General features: G+C 68.3%; 14 protein-coding genes. 7 read left to right on the top strand and 7 right to left on the bottom strand.

The features are described 5' to 3' along the window. Positions 1–48 precede the first annotated feature (48 nt). The 6 genes from pyk to gap form a co-directional block, all read right to left on the bottom strand. A complete protein-coding gene (pyk, locus tag V7060_RS00980; RefSeq protein ID WP_334177401.1) occupies positions 49–1,518 on the bottom strand; it encodes a pyruvate kinase in 1,470 nt (489 codons plus the stop codon). Positions 1,519–1,794: 276 nt separating this feature from the next. Next, the gene (locus V7060_RS00975) at positions 1,795–2,436 is read right to left on the bottom strand and encodes an HAD hydrolase-like protein (RefSeq protein WP_334177400.1); all 642 of its coding nucleotides are present in this window, start codon (positions 2,434–2,436) and stop codon (positions 1,795–1,797) included. Next, positions 2,433–3,608 (bottom strand): phosphoglycerate kinase, encoded by a 1,176-nt coding sequence (locus V7060_RS00970; RefSeq protein ID WP_334177399.1) that lies wholly within the window; start codon positions 3,606–3,608, stop codon positions 2,433–2,435. Before V7060_RS00970 ends, V7060_RS00975 begins: the two co-directional genes overlap by 4 nt. A gap of 75 nt (positions 3,609–3,683) precedes the next feature. Beyond that, on the bottom strand, positions 3,684–5,036 hold the full coding sequence (locus V7060_RS00965; protein ID WP_334177398.1) for a DUF3999 family protein: 1,353 nt from the start codon (positions 5,034–5,036) through the stop codon (positions 3,684–3,686). After that, positions 5,033–7,735: a DUF2339 domain-containing protein gene (locus V7060_RS00960; protein WP_334177655.1), complete on the bottom strand. Its 2,703-nt coding sequence runs from the start codon at positions 7,733–7,735 to the stop codon at positions 5,033–5,035. Before V7060_RS00960 ends, V7060_RS00965 begins: the two co-directional genes overlap by 4 nt. 226 nt (positions 7,736–7,961) lie before the next feature. Further along, positions 7,962–8,966, bottom strand: coding sequence for a type I glyceraldehyde-3-phosphate dehydrogenase (gap, locus tag V7060_RS00955; RefSeq protein ID WP_334177397.1), 1,005 nt, complete (start codon positions 8,964–8,966; stop codon positions 7,962–7,964). 165 nt (positions 8,967–9,131) lie between these two features. On the opposite strand from gap, the gene V7060_RS00950 reads away from it, so the two are divergent. The 6 genes from V7060_RS00950 to V7060_RS00925 all read left to right on the top strand — a co-directional run bounded on the left by V7060_RS00950 (position 9,132) and on the right by V7060_RS00925 (position 13,287). After that, positions 9,132–9,752, top strand: a complete 621-nt coding sequence (locus tag V7060_RS00950) for an OmpW family outer membrane protein (RefSeq protein WP_334177396.1) — start codon at positions 9,132–9,134, stop codon at positions 9,750–9,752. A 63-nt stretch (positions 9,753–9,815) separates the two neighbouring features. Next, the gene (locus V7060_RS00945; protein WP_334177395.1) at positions 9,816–10,625 is read left to right on the top strand and encodes a S1/P1 nuclease; all 810 of its coding nucleotides are present in this window, start codon (positions 9,816–9,818) and stop codon (positions 10,623–10,625) included. A 28-nt stretch (positions 10,626–10,653) separates the two neighbouring features. Next, the gene (locus V7060_RS00940; RefSeq protein ID WP_334177394.1) at positions 10,654–11,148 is read left to right on the top strand and encodes a hypothetical protein; all 495 of its coding nucleotides are present in this window, start codon (positions 10,654–10,656) and stop codon (positions 11,146–11,148) included. Positions 11,149–11,175: 27 nt separating this feature from the next. Continuing rightward, complete coding sequence (gene modA, locus V7060_RS00935) at positions 11,176–11,964, top strand: molybdate ABC transporter substrate-binding protein (RefSeq protein WP_334177393.1); 789 nt, start codon at positions 11,176–11,178, stop codon at positions 11,962–11,964. Between the two features lie 7 nt (positions 11,965–11,971). Beyond that, positions 11,972–12,670: a molybdate ABC transporter permease subunit gene (gene modB, locus V7060_RS00930; protein WP_334177392.1), complete on the top strand. Its 699-nt coding sequence runs from the start codon at positions 11,972–11,974 to the stop codon at positions 12,668–12,670. Next, the gene (locus V7060_RS00925) at positions 12,670–13,287 is read left to right on the top strand and encodes an ATP-binding cassette domain-containing protein (RefSeq protein WP_334177391.1); all 618 of its coding nucleotides are present in this window, start codon (positions 12,670–12,672) and stop codon (positions 13,285–13,287) included. Before modB ends, V7060_RS00925 begins: the two co-directional genes overlap by 1 nt. 3 nt (positions 13,288–13,290) lie before the next feature. Here V7060_RS00925 and V7060_RS00920 read toward each other — a convergent pair whose 3' ends face one another. After that, the gene (locus V7060_RS00920) at positions 13,291–13,827 is read right to left on the bottom strand and encodes a hypothetical protein (RefSeq protein WP_334177390.1); all 537 of its coding nucleotides are present in this window, start codon (positions 13,825–13,827) and stop codon (positions 13,291–13,293) included. Between the two features lie 72 nt (positions 13,828–13,899). On the opposite strand from V7060_RS00920, the gene V7060_RS00915 reads away from it, so the two are divergent. After that, positions 13,900–15,840 (top strand): acetyl-CoA hydrolase/transferase C-terminal domain-containing protein, encoded by a 1,941-nt coding sequence (locus V7060_RS00915; RefSeq protein ID WP_334177389.1) that lies wholly within the window; start codon positions 13,900–13,902, stop codon positions 15,838–15,840. Positions 15,841–15,851: the final 11 nt, after the last annotated feature.

The raw sequence follows: 15,851 nt of genomic DNA, 5'->3' as shown, positions 1-15,851 counted from the left end.
GAGGTATCGACCATCGACGGGGGAACTTTACCCCCCATACGACCGGACCTAGAGTTCGCCCAGTCCCTCGGCCTTGCCGCGCTCGCCCATCTGCAGCAGGCGCAGCGTGTTGGTGGCGCCGTGCTTCTCCATGTGGTCACCGCTGGTGAAGATCACGCGGTCGCCCTCGGCCAGCAGCTCGCGGTCGTGCAGCACGCGCATCGCGTCGCGCGCGGCCTCGCGCGGTGCCAGGCCGCGGCTGTCGAACGCGATGGGAAACACGTCGCGGATCATCGCCATCTTGCGGCGTGCCCCGTCGTGGCGCGAGAACGCGTAGATGGGCGCATTGGAACGGAAGCGCGACAGGAAGCGCGCGGTACCGCCGGACTCGGTCATCGCGACGATCGCGCGCACGCCGATGTGCTCGGACAGGAACATGGTGGCCATCGCGATGGCCTGGTCGACGAACTCCAGGTTGCGCGGCGCCTTCTCGAAATCGGTGTCCATCTCGAACTGCTTCTCGGCGCCCAGGCAGATGCGCGCCATCGCCTCGACCGCACGCACCGGATAACTGCCGGCTGCGGTTTCCGCCGACAGCATGACGGCATCGGTGCCGTCGATGACGGCATTGGCCACGTCCAGCACTTCCGCGCGCGTCGGAATGGGGCTGTCGACCATCGACTGCAGCATCTGGGTGGCGGTGATGACCACCTTGTTGCGTGCCAGCGACTCGCGAATGATCTTCTTCTGCAGGCCAGGCAGTTCGGCGTCGCCGATCTCCACGCCCAGGTCGCCGCGCGCCACCATCACCACGTCGCTGGCATCGACGATCTCGGCCAGGTTCTCGATCGCTTCGGTACGCTCGATCTTCGACACCAGCGCGGCGTCGCAGCCGTGTTCGCGGGCAATGCGGCGCGCTTCGTTCATGTCGTCGGCGTTGCGGCAGAACGACACGGCGATGAAGTCCACGCCGATGTTCTCCGCCACATAGGCGATCAGTTCGCGGTCGCGCTCGGTCAGCGCGCCCAGCGACAGGCCGCCGCCCTGCTTGTTCAGGCCCTTGCGGTCGGACAGCACGCCGTCGTTGAGCACGGTGCAGATGATGCGCTCGCCATCGACCTTCATGACCTGCAACTGCATCAGGCCATCGTCCAGCAGCAGCACGTCGCCGGCTTCCACGTCACCGGGCAGGCCGAGGTAACTGACGCCGACCTGCGAAACGTCGCCCGGGGGCGCATCGACGCTGGCCACCAGATCGAAACGGTCGCCCATCTTCAGCACCACCTTGCCCTCGGCGAACCGCTCGACGCGGATCTTCGGCCCCGGCAGGTCGGCGAGGATGCCGACCTCGGCGCCGACGCGCTGCGCGGCGAGGCGCACCGCCGCCGCACGCTTGGCCTGGCCCGAAGGATCGCCATGCGAGAAGTTCAGGCGCACCACGTTGACGCCGGCGCGGAACAACTCTTCCAGCACACCCGGCGGGTCCGTCGCCGGTCCGAGGGTGGCGAGGATCTTGGTGCGGCGCTGGCGTTCGGTCATGGTGCGGGTTCCCTGTGATCGCGCAAACGCTACCACAGCGCACCGGAGCCGTTACGACCGACATTCTTCATGCGATGGCGCTGTCCCGGGACAGCACTGCGCGTACCTGCCGCACTGCCCCGAAAGCGCTGTTTTCAAGTGCTTTCATGGCAACGTACGCTGCGGGCCGACTGGTATTTTTTTGGTCTCTGCGCGCATGCTGGATGCTGCGCGCGCACACCCGACTGCGCGAAAAATGCGGCGATGGAACGCGCGTTTGATCGCGCGCGTTTCCGCTCAGGCGAGCAGTGGCCGCAATTGGTCGGGTTCGCCCGCGAGCCTGGTTGCGCCGGCATCGCGCAGTTCTTCCTCACCGCCGAATCCCCACAGCACGCCGATGCTGCGCATGCCGTGGTGGCGCGCGCCGTCGATGTCCATGTGGCGGTCGCCGATCATCCAGCAAGCCTCCGGCGTCAATGACAAACGCCGCAGTGCTTCGCCGACCAGGTCCTTCTTGTGGCTGAGGCGCCCATCGGCGGTAGCGCCGATGATGTCCTCGAAACGGTGCCCGAACGGCAGATGCGCGAGGATCCTGCGCGCATGCGGTTCGTTCTTCGCGGTGACCACGGCGAGCCGATGGCCATCCGCGTGCAGCGCTTCCACGGCGTCGCCGATGCCCGCGTAGACCTGGTGCTCGAGCCAGCCGTGCGACTCGAAGCGTTCGAGATAGTGTTCGACTGCGGCTTCGACCTTCGCCGGATCGCCCAGCAGCGGCAGGAAGCTGGTCCGCAGCGACGGACCGATCCAGCCGCGCAGCTCGGCCTCCGACGGGACCGGGTGCTCGAGCTGCGTCAGCGCATGCGCGATACAGCGGGTGATGCCGACGGCCGAATCGATCAGCGTGCCGTCGAGGTCGAAGAACAGCGTGTCGCGGTTCACTTCGCGCGTGCTTCCAGCGCAGCGACGGCCGGCAATGTCTTGCCCTCCAGGAACTCCAGGAACGCGCCGCCACCGGTGGAGATGTAGCTGACGTCGCCTGCGATGCCGTACTTGTCCACCGCGGCCAGCGTGTCGCCGCCGCCGGCGATGGAGAACGCCTTCGAGTGCGCGATCGCACGCGCCAGCGTTTCGGTGCCCTTGCCGAACGCATCGAACTCGAACACGCCCACCGGCCCGTTCCAGACGACCGTGCCGGCCGACGAGATCAGGTCGGCGTAGCGCTGCGCGGTCTGCGGACCGATGTCGAGGACCAGCTCATCCACAGCCACGGCGTCGACGGCCTTCACTGTGGCCGGCGCATCGGCCGCGAACGCGGTGGCGACCACCACGTCGGTCGGCAGCGGGATTTCGGCACCGCGCGCCTTGGCATCGGCGTCGATCTTCTTCGCGGTCTCGATCAGATCGGCCTCGTACAGCGACTTGCCAACGGCATGGCCTTCCGCCGCGATGAAGGTGTTGGCGATGCCGCCACCGACGATCAACTGGTCGACCTTGCCGACCAGGCTGGTCAGCAGTTCCAGCTTGGTGGACACCTTGCTTCCGGCGACGATGGCGAGCAGCGGGCGTGCGGGATTGGCCAGCGCCTTGTCCAGCGCATCCAGCTCGGCCATCAGCAGCGGGCCGCCCGCGGCGACCGGCGCGAAGCGGATCACGCCATGCGTGGAGGCCTGTGCGCGGTGCGCGGTACCGAAGGCGTCCATGACGAACACGTCGCACAACGCGGCGTATTTCTTCGAGAGCGCTTCGTCGTCCTTGCCCTCGCCGACGTTCATGCGGCAATTCTCGAGCAGCACGATCTGGCCCGGCTGCACGTCGACGCCATCCACCCAGTCCTTCACCAGCGGCACGTCCACGCCGAGCAGTTCGGACAGCCGCGCAGCGACGGGGGCCAGCGAATCGGCCTCGCTCCACACGCCTTCCTTCGGACGTCCCAGGTGCGAGGTCACCATGACCGCCGCGCCCTTCTGCAGCGCCAGCTTCAACGTCGGCAACGACGCCGTGATGCGCTGCTCGGAGGTGATGCGGCCATCGTCGATCGGCACGTTCAGATCCTGGCGGATCAGCACGCGCTTGCCGGCGAGGTCGAGGTCGGTCATGCGGACGATGGGCATGGGAGGTCCTGGGCAGCGGGAAAGACCGCCATTGTCCCGCCTGCCCCTCCCTGCCGCAAACGAGCGCGAGGCCTGCTAGGCCGGGGGGCGGCTGCGCAGCAAGCTGAAGGCGAACGCCGCGACCAGCGCCGCACCCAGCACCAGCAGCCCCCACAGCAACCACGCCTTCCAGTCGCGCGGCGTCGGTGGCGCCACCAGCGCGGCATCGCCGGCCAACGTCGCGGACGGCGACAGATAGGCAGGCGCAGGCTGCCAGTCCTCGCCACGCTCGCGACGCAAGGCGTCGATGAGCGCGGGCATCGGGACGGCGGCTCGGCGGGCGGAGGCGCTGCCCGCCACCAGCGCATAGGGCGGCGTGCCCTGCGCGAGAAAGACCATCACTTCGGGGCGATAGCCCAGGCGCAGCGTGGGTACCTGGTCGGGCAATGCGCTGCGGTTGCGCAGGCGCCAGTAGCGATCGCGCGCCGGATCGCTTGCCAGCGGCTGCGCGGGCGACGCGCTGGGCCGGTCGCCACCGACGCGGTACGCCACCCACGGACCGGCACGAAGCCGCCATGGCGCATCGGCGGCGTCGCGGCTTTCCAGCGTCCACTCGCCGACCGCGTAGTCGTCCATCGCGAGGTCGGCGAGTGCGATCGGATAGCGTCCGGTGTTCTCGTAGATGAAGCCGTCCACGCCCTGTTCGGAGACGCGGCGTCCACGCAGTTCCGACCACTGCACGGCCTGCTGCAGGTGCACGGCATCAAGACGCACGCGGACTTCGCGGATCGGCAGCGCGGGCGACGCATCGAGCGGCACGAAGCGTACATAGCGAAATCCACTACGGATCGGTACCTCGTCGCGCAACAGCCGCTGCGAACCACGCTGCAGTTCGACCAGCGTCACGCGATCCTGCACCACGTCCCAGTCCTGCAGGTCGCGGCTGCCTTCGACGCGATAGCGGGCTTCACGCGGCGTACCCGCGTCCCACGTGAATTCCAGCGCTTCCACATTGTCGCGAATGCCGCTGAGGTCGACGAGGAACGTACGCGGCGGAGCGGCTGCGCTCGCAGTACCTCCATCCGCCTCGATGCGGACGATGCGTCCGTTTTCGCCGAACTGCGCGGACACGCGCGACGGGACACTTCCCTCCCCGGCTGACGCGGGCAGCGGAAACCACGGCACCACGATGCGCCGCGCCGGCAACGCCGAGGGCTGTTCGGGTCCGAACAGCGCCGCGGCCACCGGTTTGCCGTGCGCGTCCAGCACGTCCACGTCGCGCAGGTCCGGCCAAGCAGTGGTGGCATAGACCTCGGCATCCAGCACGACGCGGTAGGCGCCCGCCTGCTCGCCGGACAGCACCAGCGGCCAGCGCTTCGCATACGGCGCGGGCGCCTGCGCCGATGCGAGCACCGGCACCAGCAACAGGCCCATCAGGAATCGCTTCATGCCGCAGCCTCCTCGTTCTCCACGCGACGCGGCGGTGCCGGCGCCAGGTAACCCACCACCGTGCACAGCAGGCCATAGGCGATGAAGGAGCCGATGCCCAGCAGGTTGCCCAGGTGCTGACGATCCACGAACACCAGCTTCGCCAGCACCACGCCCATCAGTACCGCACCCCCCAGCCACAGCATGCGCTGCCCCCGGCGCGAACCGATCACCCAGCCCAGCACCCCCAGCACACTCCACGTCACGGTGAGGCTGGTCTGCGCCAGGCTGCCGGACAGCAGGCTTTCGTTCCACGGCATGCCACCCCAGTGGTGGACGGCATGCAGCACGACCGAGGTGATCCAGACGAAGGCCAGCGACGACAGCAGCACGATGCGCGCCGGCGGCAGCACGCGCGATTCCGGCATCCACCAGCGCAACAGCAGGACCAGCGTCGCAAGCTGCGCCAGTTCCATCGGATTGAGCACGGGCAGCCACGGCAACGGCCGCGCACCGCCCGACAGGAACAGCGACACCAGCCACCACAGCCCCAGCGCGACGAACAGCACGCCGAACAACGGCGTACGCCACACGTCGAAACGCTCGCCCAGCGGCGCGGCCAGCCAATCCCAGCGGAACAGCGCCAGCGCGACGACCACCAGCCAGGGCAGCGCGATGAGGCCCGCCTGCCAACCGCCCCCCATGCCCTGCACATGGCCGGGCAACCAGGCCAGCAGCAGGCTGGCCACCAGCGGCCACACGAGCCACCACACGAACTGCGCGGCACCGGCGAGGCGATGGGTGCTGTCGCGCAGGCACATCAGGCTGCGCACGCCCAGCACGGCGTAGGCCAGCCACGCCCATGCGCCGTGGCCGGCGAACGGCTGCTGGTGCACGCCGGATTGCCACAGGGCGAACGGCACCGCCGACGCCAGCGCGACCAAGGTGGTCCACGCCAATGCGGCGGATGGGCGACGACGATGCACTTCGGCCGCCAGCCAACCGGTCAGGGCGGCGAACGCCAGCAGCGCATCGGGTTCATCGCGATAGCCGAGGTGGGTATTGACCTCGACCATGCCGTTGCCCAGCCACCACGCGAGCGCCCACAGGTAGTACAGCAGCGCCACGCCGGCGGCGCGACCGCGATAGGCCCATGCGCCGGCGAAACCGGCGACCGCGATCAGCAGCGCGCTCATGAACGAGGCGTTGGCGAACATCGGCACATCCATCGCCGTCGCATGCCACGACACCACATCGGCCTGTGCGATGAAGAACGCCACGGCCGCCGCGATCTGCAGGCCCGCGCCAGTCAACTGCGGCAACAGACGCGATTGCCGCAGGCCCAGCCACGCCAGCGCCGCGCCCTCCAGCGCGAACACGCACGCCGTGGCCTGTGCCGACAGCGCCAGCGGCACGGACAGCGTGGCGAAGCCGACCGCCAGCAATGCATACGACTGCACCAGCACGTCGTAGCCTTCACGACGGCGCAACCACCATGACAGCGCGGCGTACAGCACGCCCAGGCCCAGCGCGCAGAGCGCCAGGGGCAGGCGTACGTCTTCGAACGCGCCCTGCATCAGTCCCGCCTGCAGCGAGAACGCCACCAGGGGCATGCCGAACACCAGGCAGCCGTCGATGAAATCGCGACGACCGGCAGGCTGCCGGCGCGCGAACAGCAGCGGGATGAGCAGGTAGAACACGAAGAACAGGGCCAGGAACGGCTGCGTGCTGGCGTACTTCGCCGGCGCGTAGTCGAACAGGCCCCATGCCGTGCCGATGCCGAAGGTGAAGACGAAGCCGAGCAGGTTGAGCACACGCCAGGACTTGTACCAGGCGATGCCGACGATGGCCGCGTTCAACACGGCGTAGTACGAGAACAGCGCGACATGGTTGCCGCTGCCGGTCGACAGCCAGATCGGCGCGAGGAAGCCCGCGAGCAGCGCGAACACCGCGAGCGCCTTCGCGTCCTGCAGCACGGCCAGCATGCCGGCGCCGGCTACCAGCACGATGCTCAGCGCGAACGCGGCGCCGGCCGGCATCAGGCCGAAGAGCTTGAACGCCGCGAACACCACCAGCAGCAGTACGCCGATGGCACCGCCCTGCAGGCTCAGCGCGAACGTACGCTTGCTGTCGCGCTTGCGCCACGCGAACACCAGCGCACCCAGCGCGGCCGCCGCGATACCTGCCAGGCGCAGTTCCGGCGGCACCGTGAACCAGCCCTGGTCGGCGCCGTACTTCAGCAGCGCCGCCACGCCGGCGAACAGTACCAGCACGCCGATCTTCACCGGCACGTTGCCGACGGTGAACCAGCGTTGCACTGCGCGGAGCGCGAGGGTGAACACATCGGGCCTGGCCGGGACCGGGGGCGCTTCTGCACGTGATGCGCGCGGCGCGGGAGGAACCGGCTCCACCCGCTCGGCAGGCGGCGGCACCGACGCCGGCACGGGACGTTGTGGAGGAATCGGCGGCGGCGCGGCGGCCTGCACAGGCGGCGGCGTTGCCGGCCGAACAGGCTCCGGGGCGGGTTCTGCGGCCACCGGCGGAGCGGTCACGGTTCCGGCGCGCGGCGCAGGCGCGGCGGGCGACGTGCGCAACTGGGCGACTTGCTGCTCCAGCACCGCGACGCGGCGCTTCAATCCGCTGATCGCCACCAGTGCCGCGATCAGCAGTACCGGCACCGCCAGCACGGCCAGCCCGAGCAACACCAGAATTCCCGCCAGATCATCCATCGCCTACCCCGCCGTTGCGTGTTCGGTGCAAGGACGGTCGGCCCGCCCCCCAAGGCCGTTCAGCCTCGCGGCAGCCTCGGGCAAGCCGGCCGGATTTGCAAGAATCCAATGCGCCGGTGGCGCGATTCCGTCCGCGCCGTATCACATCGCGATACCCGCAAACGACACGGGCGCCCATGGGGCGCCCGTGCGTTCGGCAAGGCGGAAGAGGCGCGGCTTACTTGCCGGCGACCACGCGGACCATTTCCAGGCACTTGTTGGAGTAGCCCCACTCGTTGTCGTACCAGCTGACGATCTTGACGAACGTCGGGTCCAGCGCGATGCCGGCTTCGGCGTCGAAAATCGAGGTGCGGGTGTCGCCGCGGAAGTCGGTGGCCACCACCTTGTCCTCGGTGTAGCCGAGGATGCCCTTCAGCGCGCCCTGGCTCTGCGCCTTCATCTCGGCCTTGATCTCGTCGTACGTCGCCGGATTCTCGAGCTCGGCGGTCAGGTCGACCACCGACACGTCGCTGGTCGGCACGCGGAACGACATGCCGGTCAGCTTCTTGTTGAGCGACGGGATCACCACGCCCACGGCCTTCGCGGCACCGGTGCTGGACGGAATGATGTTCTCCAGGATGCCGCGGCCACCGCGCCAGTCCTTGTTGCTCGGGCCGTCGACGGTCTTCTGCGTGGCGGTAGCGGCGTGCACGGTGGTCATCAGGCCGCGCTTGATGCCCCACTTGTCGTGCAGCACCTTGGCGATCGGCGCCAGGCAGTTGGTCGTGCACGAGGCGTTGGAGATGATCGCTTCGCCGTTGTAGGTCTCGTGGTTGACGCCGTAGACGAACATCGGCGTGTCGTCCTTCGACGGCGCCGACAGGACGACCTTCTTCGCGCCTGCATCGAGATGCTTCTGCGCGGTGGCCTTGTCGAGGAACAGGCCGGTGGATTCGATGACGACGTCGGCGCCGACTTCATCCCACTTCAGGTTGGCGGGGTCGCGCTCCTGGGTCAGGCGGATCTTCTTGCCGTTGACGAACAGCGCGCCGCCTTCGACCTTCACGTCGCCATCGAAGCGACCATGCACGGAGTCGTACTGCAGCATGTACGCCAGGTAGTCCGGCTCCAGCAGATCGTTGATGGCGACGATCTCGATGTCGTTGCCGAAGTTCTGCACGGCGGAACGCAGCACGTTGCGTCCGATGCGGCCGAAGCCGTTGATACCCACCTTGATCGACATTGCTCAGGACTCCTGCGGCCACGCGCGCGGCGCGGCGGGGTTGACGGGGGCCGTCATTCTAACAGGCGGGTCGGGCGACGATGCCCTGCGGACATTGATCAGGATCAAGGCATGGGTGGGAACGGGGGCGGAGACTGGCGCCACATTCCAACGAGCGTCACCACCATGAAGAAGACCCTGATCCCGATTGCCATCGCCCTTGCCCTGGGCGCCGCCGCGCCCGCTTTCGCCCAGTCCAAAGGCGACTGGACGCTGGGCGTGGGCGTGCACCAGGTCAATCCGAAATCCGACAATGGCACCATCGCCGCCGGCACCCTGCCACTGGAAATCGACAGCGACGTCAAGCCGACCGTGACCTTCGAATACTTCCTGCGCGACAACCTGGGCCTGGAAGTGCTGGCCGCGCTGCCGTTCAAGCACGACATCTCGGTGAAGGGCGTCGGCAAGGTGGGCGAAACCAAGCACCTGCCGCCGACCGTCTCGCTGCAGTACCACTTCAACAGCAAGGGCAAGGTGTCGCCGCTGCTCGGCGTGGGCCTGAACTACACGACGTTCTTCAGCGAGGACACCACCGGCGCGCTTGAAGGCGCCAAGCTGAAACTGGATGACTCGTGGGGCCTGGCGGCGCACGCCGGCCTGGACTTCAAGGTCAGCGAACGCAGCGCGGTGCGCGTGGACGTACGCTGGGCCGACATCGACACCAAGGTCCAGGTGGAAGGCGTGAAGCTGGGCACCGCCAACATCGACCCGCTGGTGTACGGCGTGGCATATGTCCTGAAGTTCTGAGCAGGCGACGGATTCGCCGCTCGCGGCAATTTGGGGACGGCCCGTGTCGGTTAAAGTACCGGCATGGTCCGTCCCCTTCTGCTTTCCCTTGCGTTCGTCGTCGCCCTCGCGCTGCTGCCAGTCCCCGCGCAGGCGTGGGGCTTGCTCGGCCATCGCCTGGTCGCCCTGCTGGCATGGGACGACCTGACGCCCGATACGCGCCACCAGATCGACGTATTGCTGGAGGGCGAGCCTGATCCCACGCTGGCCGGCATCGCCGGCTGGGCCGACGACCTGCGCAAGCACGATGCCGCGCTCGGACGCGAGACCGCGAACTGGCACTTCGTCAACATCGGTGAACACGACTGCGCCTACCTGCAGCGCCGCGACTGTCCGGGCGGCAACTGCGTGGTGGAGGCGATCCGGAAACAGACTGCGATCCTGGCCGATACGCGGCGCCCGAACGCCGAGCGGCTGCAGGCGCTGAAGTTCGTCGTGCATTTCGTCGGCGACGCCCACCAGCCGCTCCATGCCGGTTACGGCCACGACAAGGGCGGCAACGATTTCCAGGTGAACTGGAACGGGCGTGGCACCAACATGCACACGCTGTGGGACAGCCGCATGCTGGTTTCCACCGGTCGCAGCGAGCAGGCGTACCTGGATCATCTGCGCACGTTGCCCCGTCCGGTCATCGGCACGATGACGCTGCCGCCGCCCGCCGCCGACTGGGCCGAGCAGTCGTGCCGCGCCGTGAAGCAGCCGGACTTCTACCCGCGCCGCGCGAAACTCGAACAGGCGTATGTCGACAAGCACCTTCCCATCGCCGAACGCCAGCTGCGCGCCGGCGGCGTGGCGTTGGCCGCCGTGTTGAACAAGGCGCTGGACCGGCACTGACCTTCCCCTGGACATCGCGAGATCGCACATGACGCTTCGCTCCTGTCTCCCGTTCCTGATCGCGATCTGCTTCGCTTCGCCGGCGCTATCCGCCAGCGCCCAATCGCATGCCGCACACGCGCCGTCCGCGCCACCGCCCGGCCGCATGGAGCTGCCCTGGCATGCGGACCTGCTGCAAGGCCTGTCGCGGCACGCGGTCAGCATGGACGTGCATGGCACACCGCTGCGATGCAGTGGCGTGGACCTGGTCGACGTGCTTCGGCGCGCCGGTGCGATGCCGGCCGAACCGTTGCGTGGCGCCCACCTTGCCCGGCACGTGGAAGTGCGCGCGCGCGATGGGTATGCGGTGGTGTTCTCGCTGGGCGAACTGGACCCGACCCTCGGCAAGCAGCGCGTCTACGTGACCGACCAGTGCGATGGGAAGCCGCTGCCCGCCGATGCCGGACCCGCGCGCCTGCTGATTCCCGCCGATTCGCGTCCGGCACGCAGCACACGGCAGATCCAGACCTTCATCATCGAGTAGTTCCCCCTCCCCACTGGAGTCGTTCGCATGAACCTGTCCGCGTTGCTCCGCCCCGTCTTCACTGCCGCGCTCCTGCTCGCCACCTCGCTCGCGCCTTGCGGCGTGCGCGCGCAGGACGATGCGGGTCTCACCGTCTTCGCTGCCGCCAGCCTCAAGGAGTCGCTGGACGAGGCCGCCGCCACTTACCGGAAGCAGACCGGCGTGCCGGTGCGTGTCTCGTACGCCGCCAGTTCCGCGCTCGCACGGCAGATCGAACAGGGCGCACCGGCCGACGTGTTCTTTTCCGCCGACCTCGAATGGATGGACTACCTGCAGCAACGCGACAAACTCGAGCCCGCCACGCGCCGCAGCCTGCTGGGCAACCAGCTGGTACTGGTGGCACCGAAGGCCAGCAAGGCACGCGTAGATCTGAAGCGGCCTGCCACCTTCCTCGCCGCCCTCGGCAACGATCGCCTGGCCTTGGGGCAGACGCAGACCGTGCCGGCCGGCAAGTACGCCAGGGCGTCGCTGGAGTCGCTGTCGCTGTGGAACGGCGTCAAGGCGCGACTGGCCGAATCCGAAAGCGTGCGTGCGGCGCTGATGCTGGTGGCGCGCGGCGAAACGCCGCTCGGCATCGTGTACGCCTCCGACGCGAAGGCCGAGCCCGCCGTGCGCGTGCTCGCGACCTTCCCCGAGGATTCGCATCCGCCGATCGTCTATCCGGTCGCCGTGCTGCGCGGCGCGCACTCCGCCCAGGCGACGCAGTTCGTGCAATGGCTGGCGTCGCCGGCGGCGGACGCGATCTTCCTGCGTCGTGGTTTCGCCGTGAAGGATTGATCGCGGCGTGCTCGACGCCTTCTCACCGGAAGAACTCACCGCCATCCAGCTCAGCCTGAAGGTGGCGCTGGTGGCGGCGCTGGCCAGCCTGCCGCTGGGCGTGCTGGTCGGCTGGCTGCTGGCCCGGGCGCGCTTCCCCGGGAAAGCACTGCTGGACGCCGTCGTGCACCTGCCGCTCGTCTTGCCGCCGGTGGTCATGGGCTACGCGCTGCTGGTGACGCTGGGCACGCAGGGCACGGTGGGCGCGTTCCTGAAAGACCACCTGGGCATCGTGTTCGCGTTCCGCTGGACCGGCGCCGCGCTCGCGTGTGCGGTGATGGGCTTCCCGCTGATGGTGCGCGCGATCCGCCTGTCGCTCGAAGCCACGGATCGTCGGCTGGAACAGGCCGCCTCCACCCTCGGTGCCGGTCCATGGCGCGTGTTCTTCACCGTGACCCTGCCGCTCGCGTGGCCCGGCCTCGTCGCCGGCAGCGTGCTGGCATTCGCGAAGGCGCTGGGCGAGTTCGGCGCCACCATCGCCTTCGTCTCCAACATCCCCGGCGAAACGCAGACGCTGTCCTCCGCGATCTACGGGCTGATGCAGGTGCCCGGCGGCGAAGCCGGCATCTGGCGGCTGGCAGCGGTGGCGATGGCCATTTCGTTGGCCGCCCTGTTGCTGTCGGAATGGCTGGTGCGCCGGCACCATGCACGCGAGGACGAAGGCTGATGCTGCGCGTGGACATCGAACTCCGGCGCGGGCATTTCCATCGGCGCGTGCGCATCGACGACGACGCCCGCGTCATCGCCCTGGTGGGTCCCTCGGGAGCGGGCAAGACCTCCGTGCTCAATGCCATCGCCGGCCTGGTGACGCCGGTGGCGGGCCGCATCGAAGTGGATGGCCGCTGCCTGTTCGACAGCACCCGGCGCATCGACGAACCCGTTCACCGCCGCCGCGTGGGCTACGTGTTCCAGGACGCGCGCCTGTTCCCGCACCTCGACGTACGGCGCAACCTGACCTATGGGCGCCATGGTGGTCGCGGGACACCGCAGTTCGGCTTCGATGCGATCGTCGACCTGCTGGGCGTCGCGCCGCTGCTGGCGCGCCGCACGCGCAATCTGTCGGGCGGCGAAGCGCAGCGCGTGGCGATCGGACGTGCGCTGCTGTCGCAGCCCTCGCTGCTGCTGTTCGACGAACCGCTGTCGGCGCTGGACCAGGCCCGCCGCGAAGAACTGATCCCCTACCTGCAGCGCGTGCGCGACGAGATCCGCCTGCCCATCGTCTACGTCAGCCATCATCCCGACGAAGTGCGCCGCGTCGCCGATTCCATACACGCATTGGAGTGAGCGTCAGCGTTTCCGCGAGACGACACGACCTTTACCGTTGCGCACTTCGAACGTAAAGGAATAGGCCAGCGAGACGGGAACGATCCGCGCCTCCACATGCTGGCCTGCACAGCCCTGGCCATTCCAGTCGCGATCACGTGCGCCAGCATCCGGATACTTGCAGAACGTCGCGGGAGAGAAATGCCAGGTTTGCACCGCGGCGACCGCTTCCGCGAGCAAGGGGGCGATTGCGGCATGCATCTCGCATCCTGGCTGCTCCAACGGCGCCACTCCGGAGGTATCGCCGTGCTCGTCCACGACGAACGCGACGCATACGGTGGTCGGCCGCAATTCCCGTGCTTCGAATTGCGCGGGCACGGCAGGCGCCACATTGCCGAGGGGCACCGGGAACACGAATGCCTGGTGCGGTTCCATGTCGTACCGTGCGACACCTTCCGGAAGCAGCATGCGCTGACTGACATCCCCTGTCCGGGTAGCGCAACCCCCAAGCACGATCAGCAACAGGATCCACTCCGGGCGTCCTTTCATGTCCAGCTCCATTGCATCGCCTGTGCCCCGGACGTTAACACAGCCTTCATGGCCTGAGCCTGGCTGCGCAGGTACGCTTTGCCGATGACCACCCACCTCACCCATCTCGACGACGCCGTCGACCTGATCCTGTCCCACACCAGCGGGCCGATCCGCATGGGCGCGCCGCTCGGCATCGGCAAGCCGCACCGGCTGTTGAATGCGCTGTACGCGCGCCTTGCGTCGGATCCGTCGCGCACGTGGAGGCTGTACACGGCACTGTCGCTGGATCCGCCCGGCGGCGGCAAGGGCCTGGAAGCGCGCTTCGTGAAGCCGTTCGCGGCGCGCCACTTCGGCGGGGATTTCCCGCGACTGGCGTACGTGCAGGCGATCAAGCGCGACGCCCTGCCACCGAACATCGAGGTGGAAGAGTTCTACATGCAGGGCGGCGCGTTGCTGCGCTCGACCACCGCGCAACGCCACTACGCCAGCCTCAACTACACGCACGTCGCGCGGGCACTGGCGGACCGCGAGCTCGATGTCATCGTGCAGAAAGTCGCGCGTGAGCCGGATGGCACGCGGCTGTCGTTTTCGTGCAACAACGACCTGACCCAGGACACGGTGGATGCCATCGTCGCGCGTGGGCTTCCCCGACCGATGCTGGTGGCCGAGATCGATCCCGCACTGCCATGGATCGGCGGTACCGCCGCAGTGGACGAGGACTACTTCGACCTGGTCGTCTTGCCGCCCGGCCCCTATCCGGCGCTGTTCGGCCTGCCGCGCCAGCCGGTGTCGGACGTCGACTACGCCATCGGCCTGTACGCCAGCGCGCTGGTGCGCGACGGCGGCACGCTGCAGATCGGCATTGGCGCGCTGGCCGATGCGCTGTGCCACGCGCTGGTGTTGCGGCACACCGACAATGCGACCTACCGGCACGTGCTGGCCGCACTGGATCCGGAACTGGAGCGGCATCCTGCCGTACTCGCCAGCGGCGGCCTCGATCCGTTCGCCGTCGGCCTGTACGGCTGCAGCGAGATGATCAACGAAGGCTTCAAACGGCTGGTCGAAACGGGCGTGATCCGCCGCAAGGTGGTGGACGACGAAGCGCTGATGCAACGCCTCGCCGACGGCACCGCCAACCTGGGCGACCAGGCGCGGCTGGAGCGCGACGGCGAATACCTGCACGGCGCCTTCTACCTCGGCTCCCCCGCGTTCTACGACTGGCTGCGCATGCTGCCGGACGACCAGCGCCGCGCGATCGGCATGCGACGCATCAGCCTGATCAACGAACTGGAGCGCGGGCGCGAATCGCTGGCCCGCCTGCAGCGGCCCGACGCCCGCTTCTTCAACTCCTGCATGATGGCGACCGCGCTGGGCGCCGCCGTCTCCGACGGACTGGAGGACGGCCGCGTGGTGTCCGGCGTGGGCGGGCAGTACAACTTCGTGGACATGTCGAATGCACTGGACGGCGCGCGCAGCGTGCTGATGTTCCGCGCAGTGCGCGAGGATGCCGGCGCCGCGGAATCGAACGTCCGCTGGAACTACGGCCACACGACCATCCCCCGCCACCTGCGCGACCTGTACGTCAACGAGTACGGCATCGCCGACCTGCGCGGGAAGAACGACGAGGACTGCATCATTGCCATGGGCGGCATCACCGACGTACGCTTCCAGCAGGCGCTGATCGATCACGCGCAGCAGTTCAGCAAGCTGCGTACCGGCTTCCACGCGCCCGGCCACTGGATAGACAACACGCCCGTGCATCTCTCGGCGCGCCTGCGCGCCTTCCGGCGCGACGGCACGTTGCCCGACTATCCGCTGGGCAGCGACTTCACCCACGTTGAACAACGCATCATCAAGGCACTGGGCTGGCTGAAGGCGAACACGGCCACGCCGTGGCAGAAGATCGGCACCGTGCTGCGTGCGCTCGGGGCGAAACCGGACGATGCCGAGGCGATGGCGCGCATGGGTCTTGCTGCGCCCGGGAGCTTGGGCGAGCGCATCGAAGCGAAGTTGCTGGCGCTGGGATTGCGGGAGACGCGGTAACCATCCAGGTC

Source organism: Pseudoxanthomonas sp. (assembly GCF_036845285.1).
Taxonomy (GTDB): Bacteria; Pseudomonadota; Gammaproteobacteria; order Xanthomonadales; family Xanthomonadaceae; genus Pseudoxanthomonas_A.
The sequence above is the reverse complement of the archived record's forward strand: the minus strand, read 5'-3'. Positions and strand labels throughout refer to the sequence as shown.

Excerpts from the sequence above, each read along its gene's own strand:
- V7060_RS00965 (WP_334177398.1), bottom strand. The coding sequence starts at position 5,036 with ATGAAGCGATTCCTGATGGGCCTGTTGCTGGTGCCGGTGCTCGCATCG.
- V7060_RS00950 (WP_334177396.1), top strand. The coding sequence starts at position 9,132 with ATGAAGAAGACCCTGATCCCGATTGCCATCGCCCTTGCCCTGGGCGCC.
- gap (WP_334177397.1), bottom strand. The coding sequence starts at position 8,966 with ATGTCGATCAAGGTGGGTATCAACGGCTTCGGCCGCATCGGACGCAAC.
- V7060_RS00920 (WP_334177390.1), bottom strand. The coding sequence starts at position 13,827 with ATGGAGCTGGACATGAAAGGACGCCCGGAGTGGATCCTGTTGCTGATC.
- V7060_RS00945 (WP_334177395.1), top strand. The coding sequence starts at position 9,816 with ATGGTCCGTCCCCTTCTGCTTTCCCTTGCGTTCGTCGTCGCCCTCGCG.
- pyk (WP_334177401.1), bottom strand. The coding sequence starts at position 1,518 with ATGACCGAACGCCAGCGCCGCACCAAGATCCTCGCCACCCTCGGACCG.
- V7060_RS00940 (WP_334177394.1), top strand. The coding sequence starts at position 10,654 with ATGACGCTTCGCTCCTGTCTCCCGTTCCTGATCGCGATCTGCTTCGCT.
- modA (WP_334177393.1), top strand. The coding sequence starts at position 11,176 with ATGAACCTGTCCGCGTTGCTCCGCCCCGTCTTCACTGCCGCGCTCCTG.
- V7060_RS00970 (WP_334177399.1), bottom strand. The coding sequence starts at position 3,608 with ATGCCCATCGTCCGCATGACCGACCTCGACCTCGCCGGCAAGCGCGTG.
- V7060_RS00915 (WP_334177389.1), top strand. The coding sequence starts at position 13,900 with ATGACCACCCACCTCACCCATCTCGACGACGCCGTCGACCTGATCCTG.
- V7060_RS00925 (WP_334177391.1), top strand. The coding sequence starts at position 12,670 with ATGCTGCGCGTGGACATCGAACTCCGGCGCGGGCATTTCCATCGGCGC.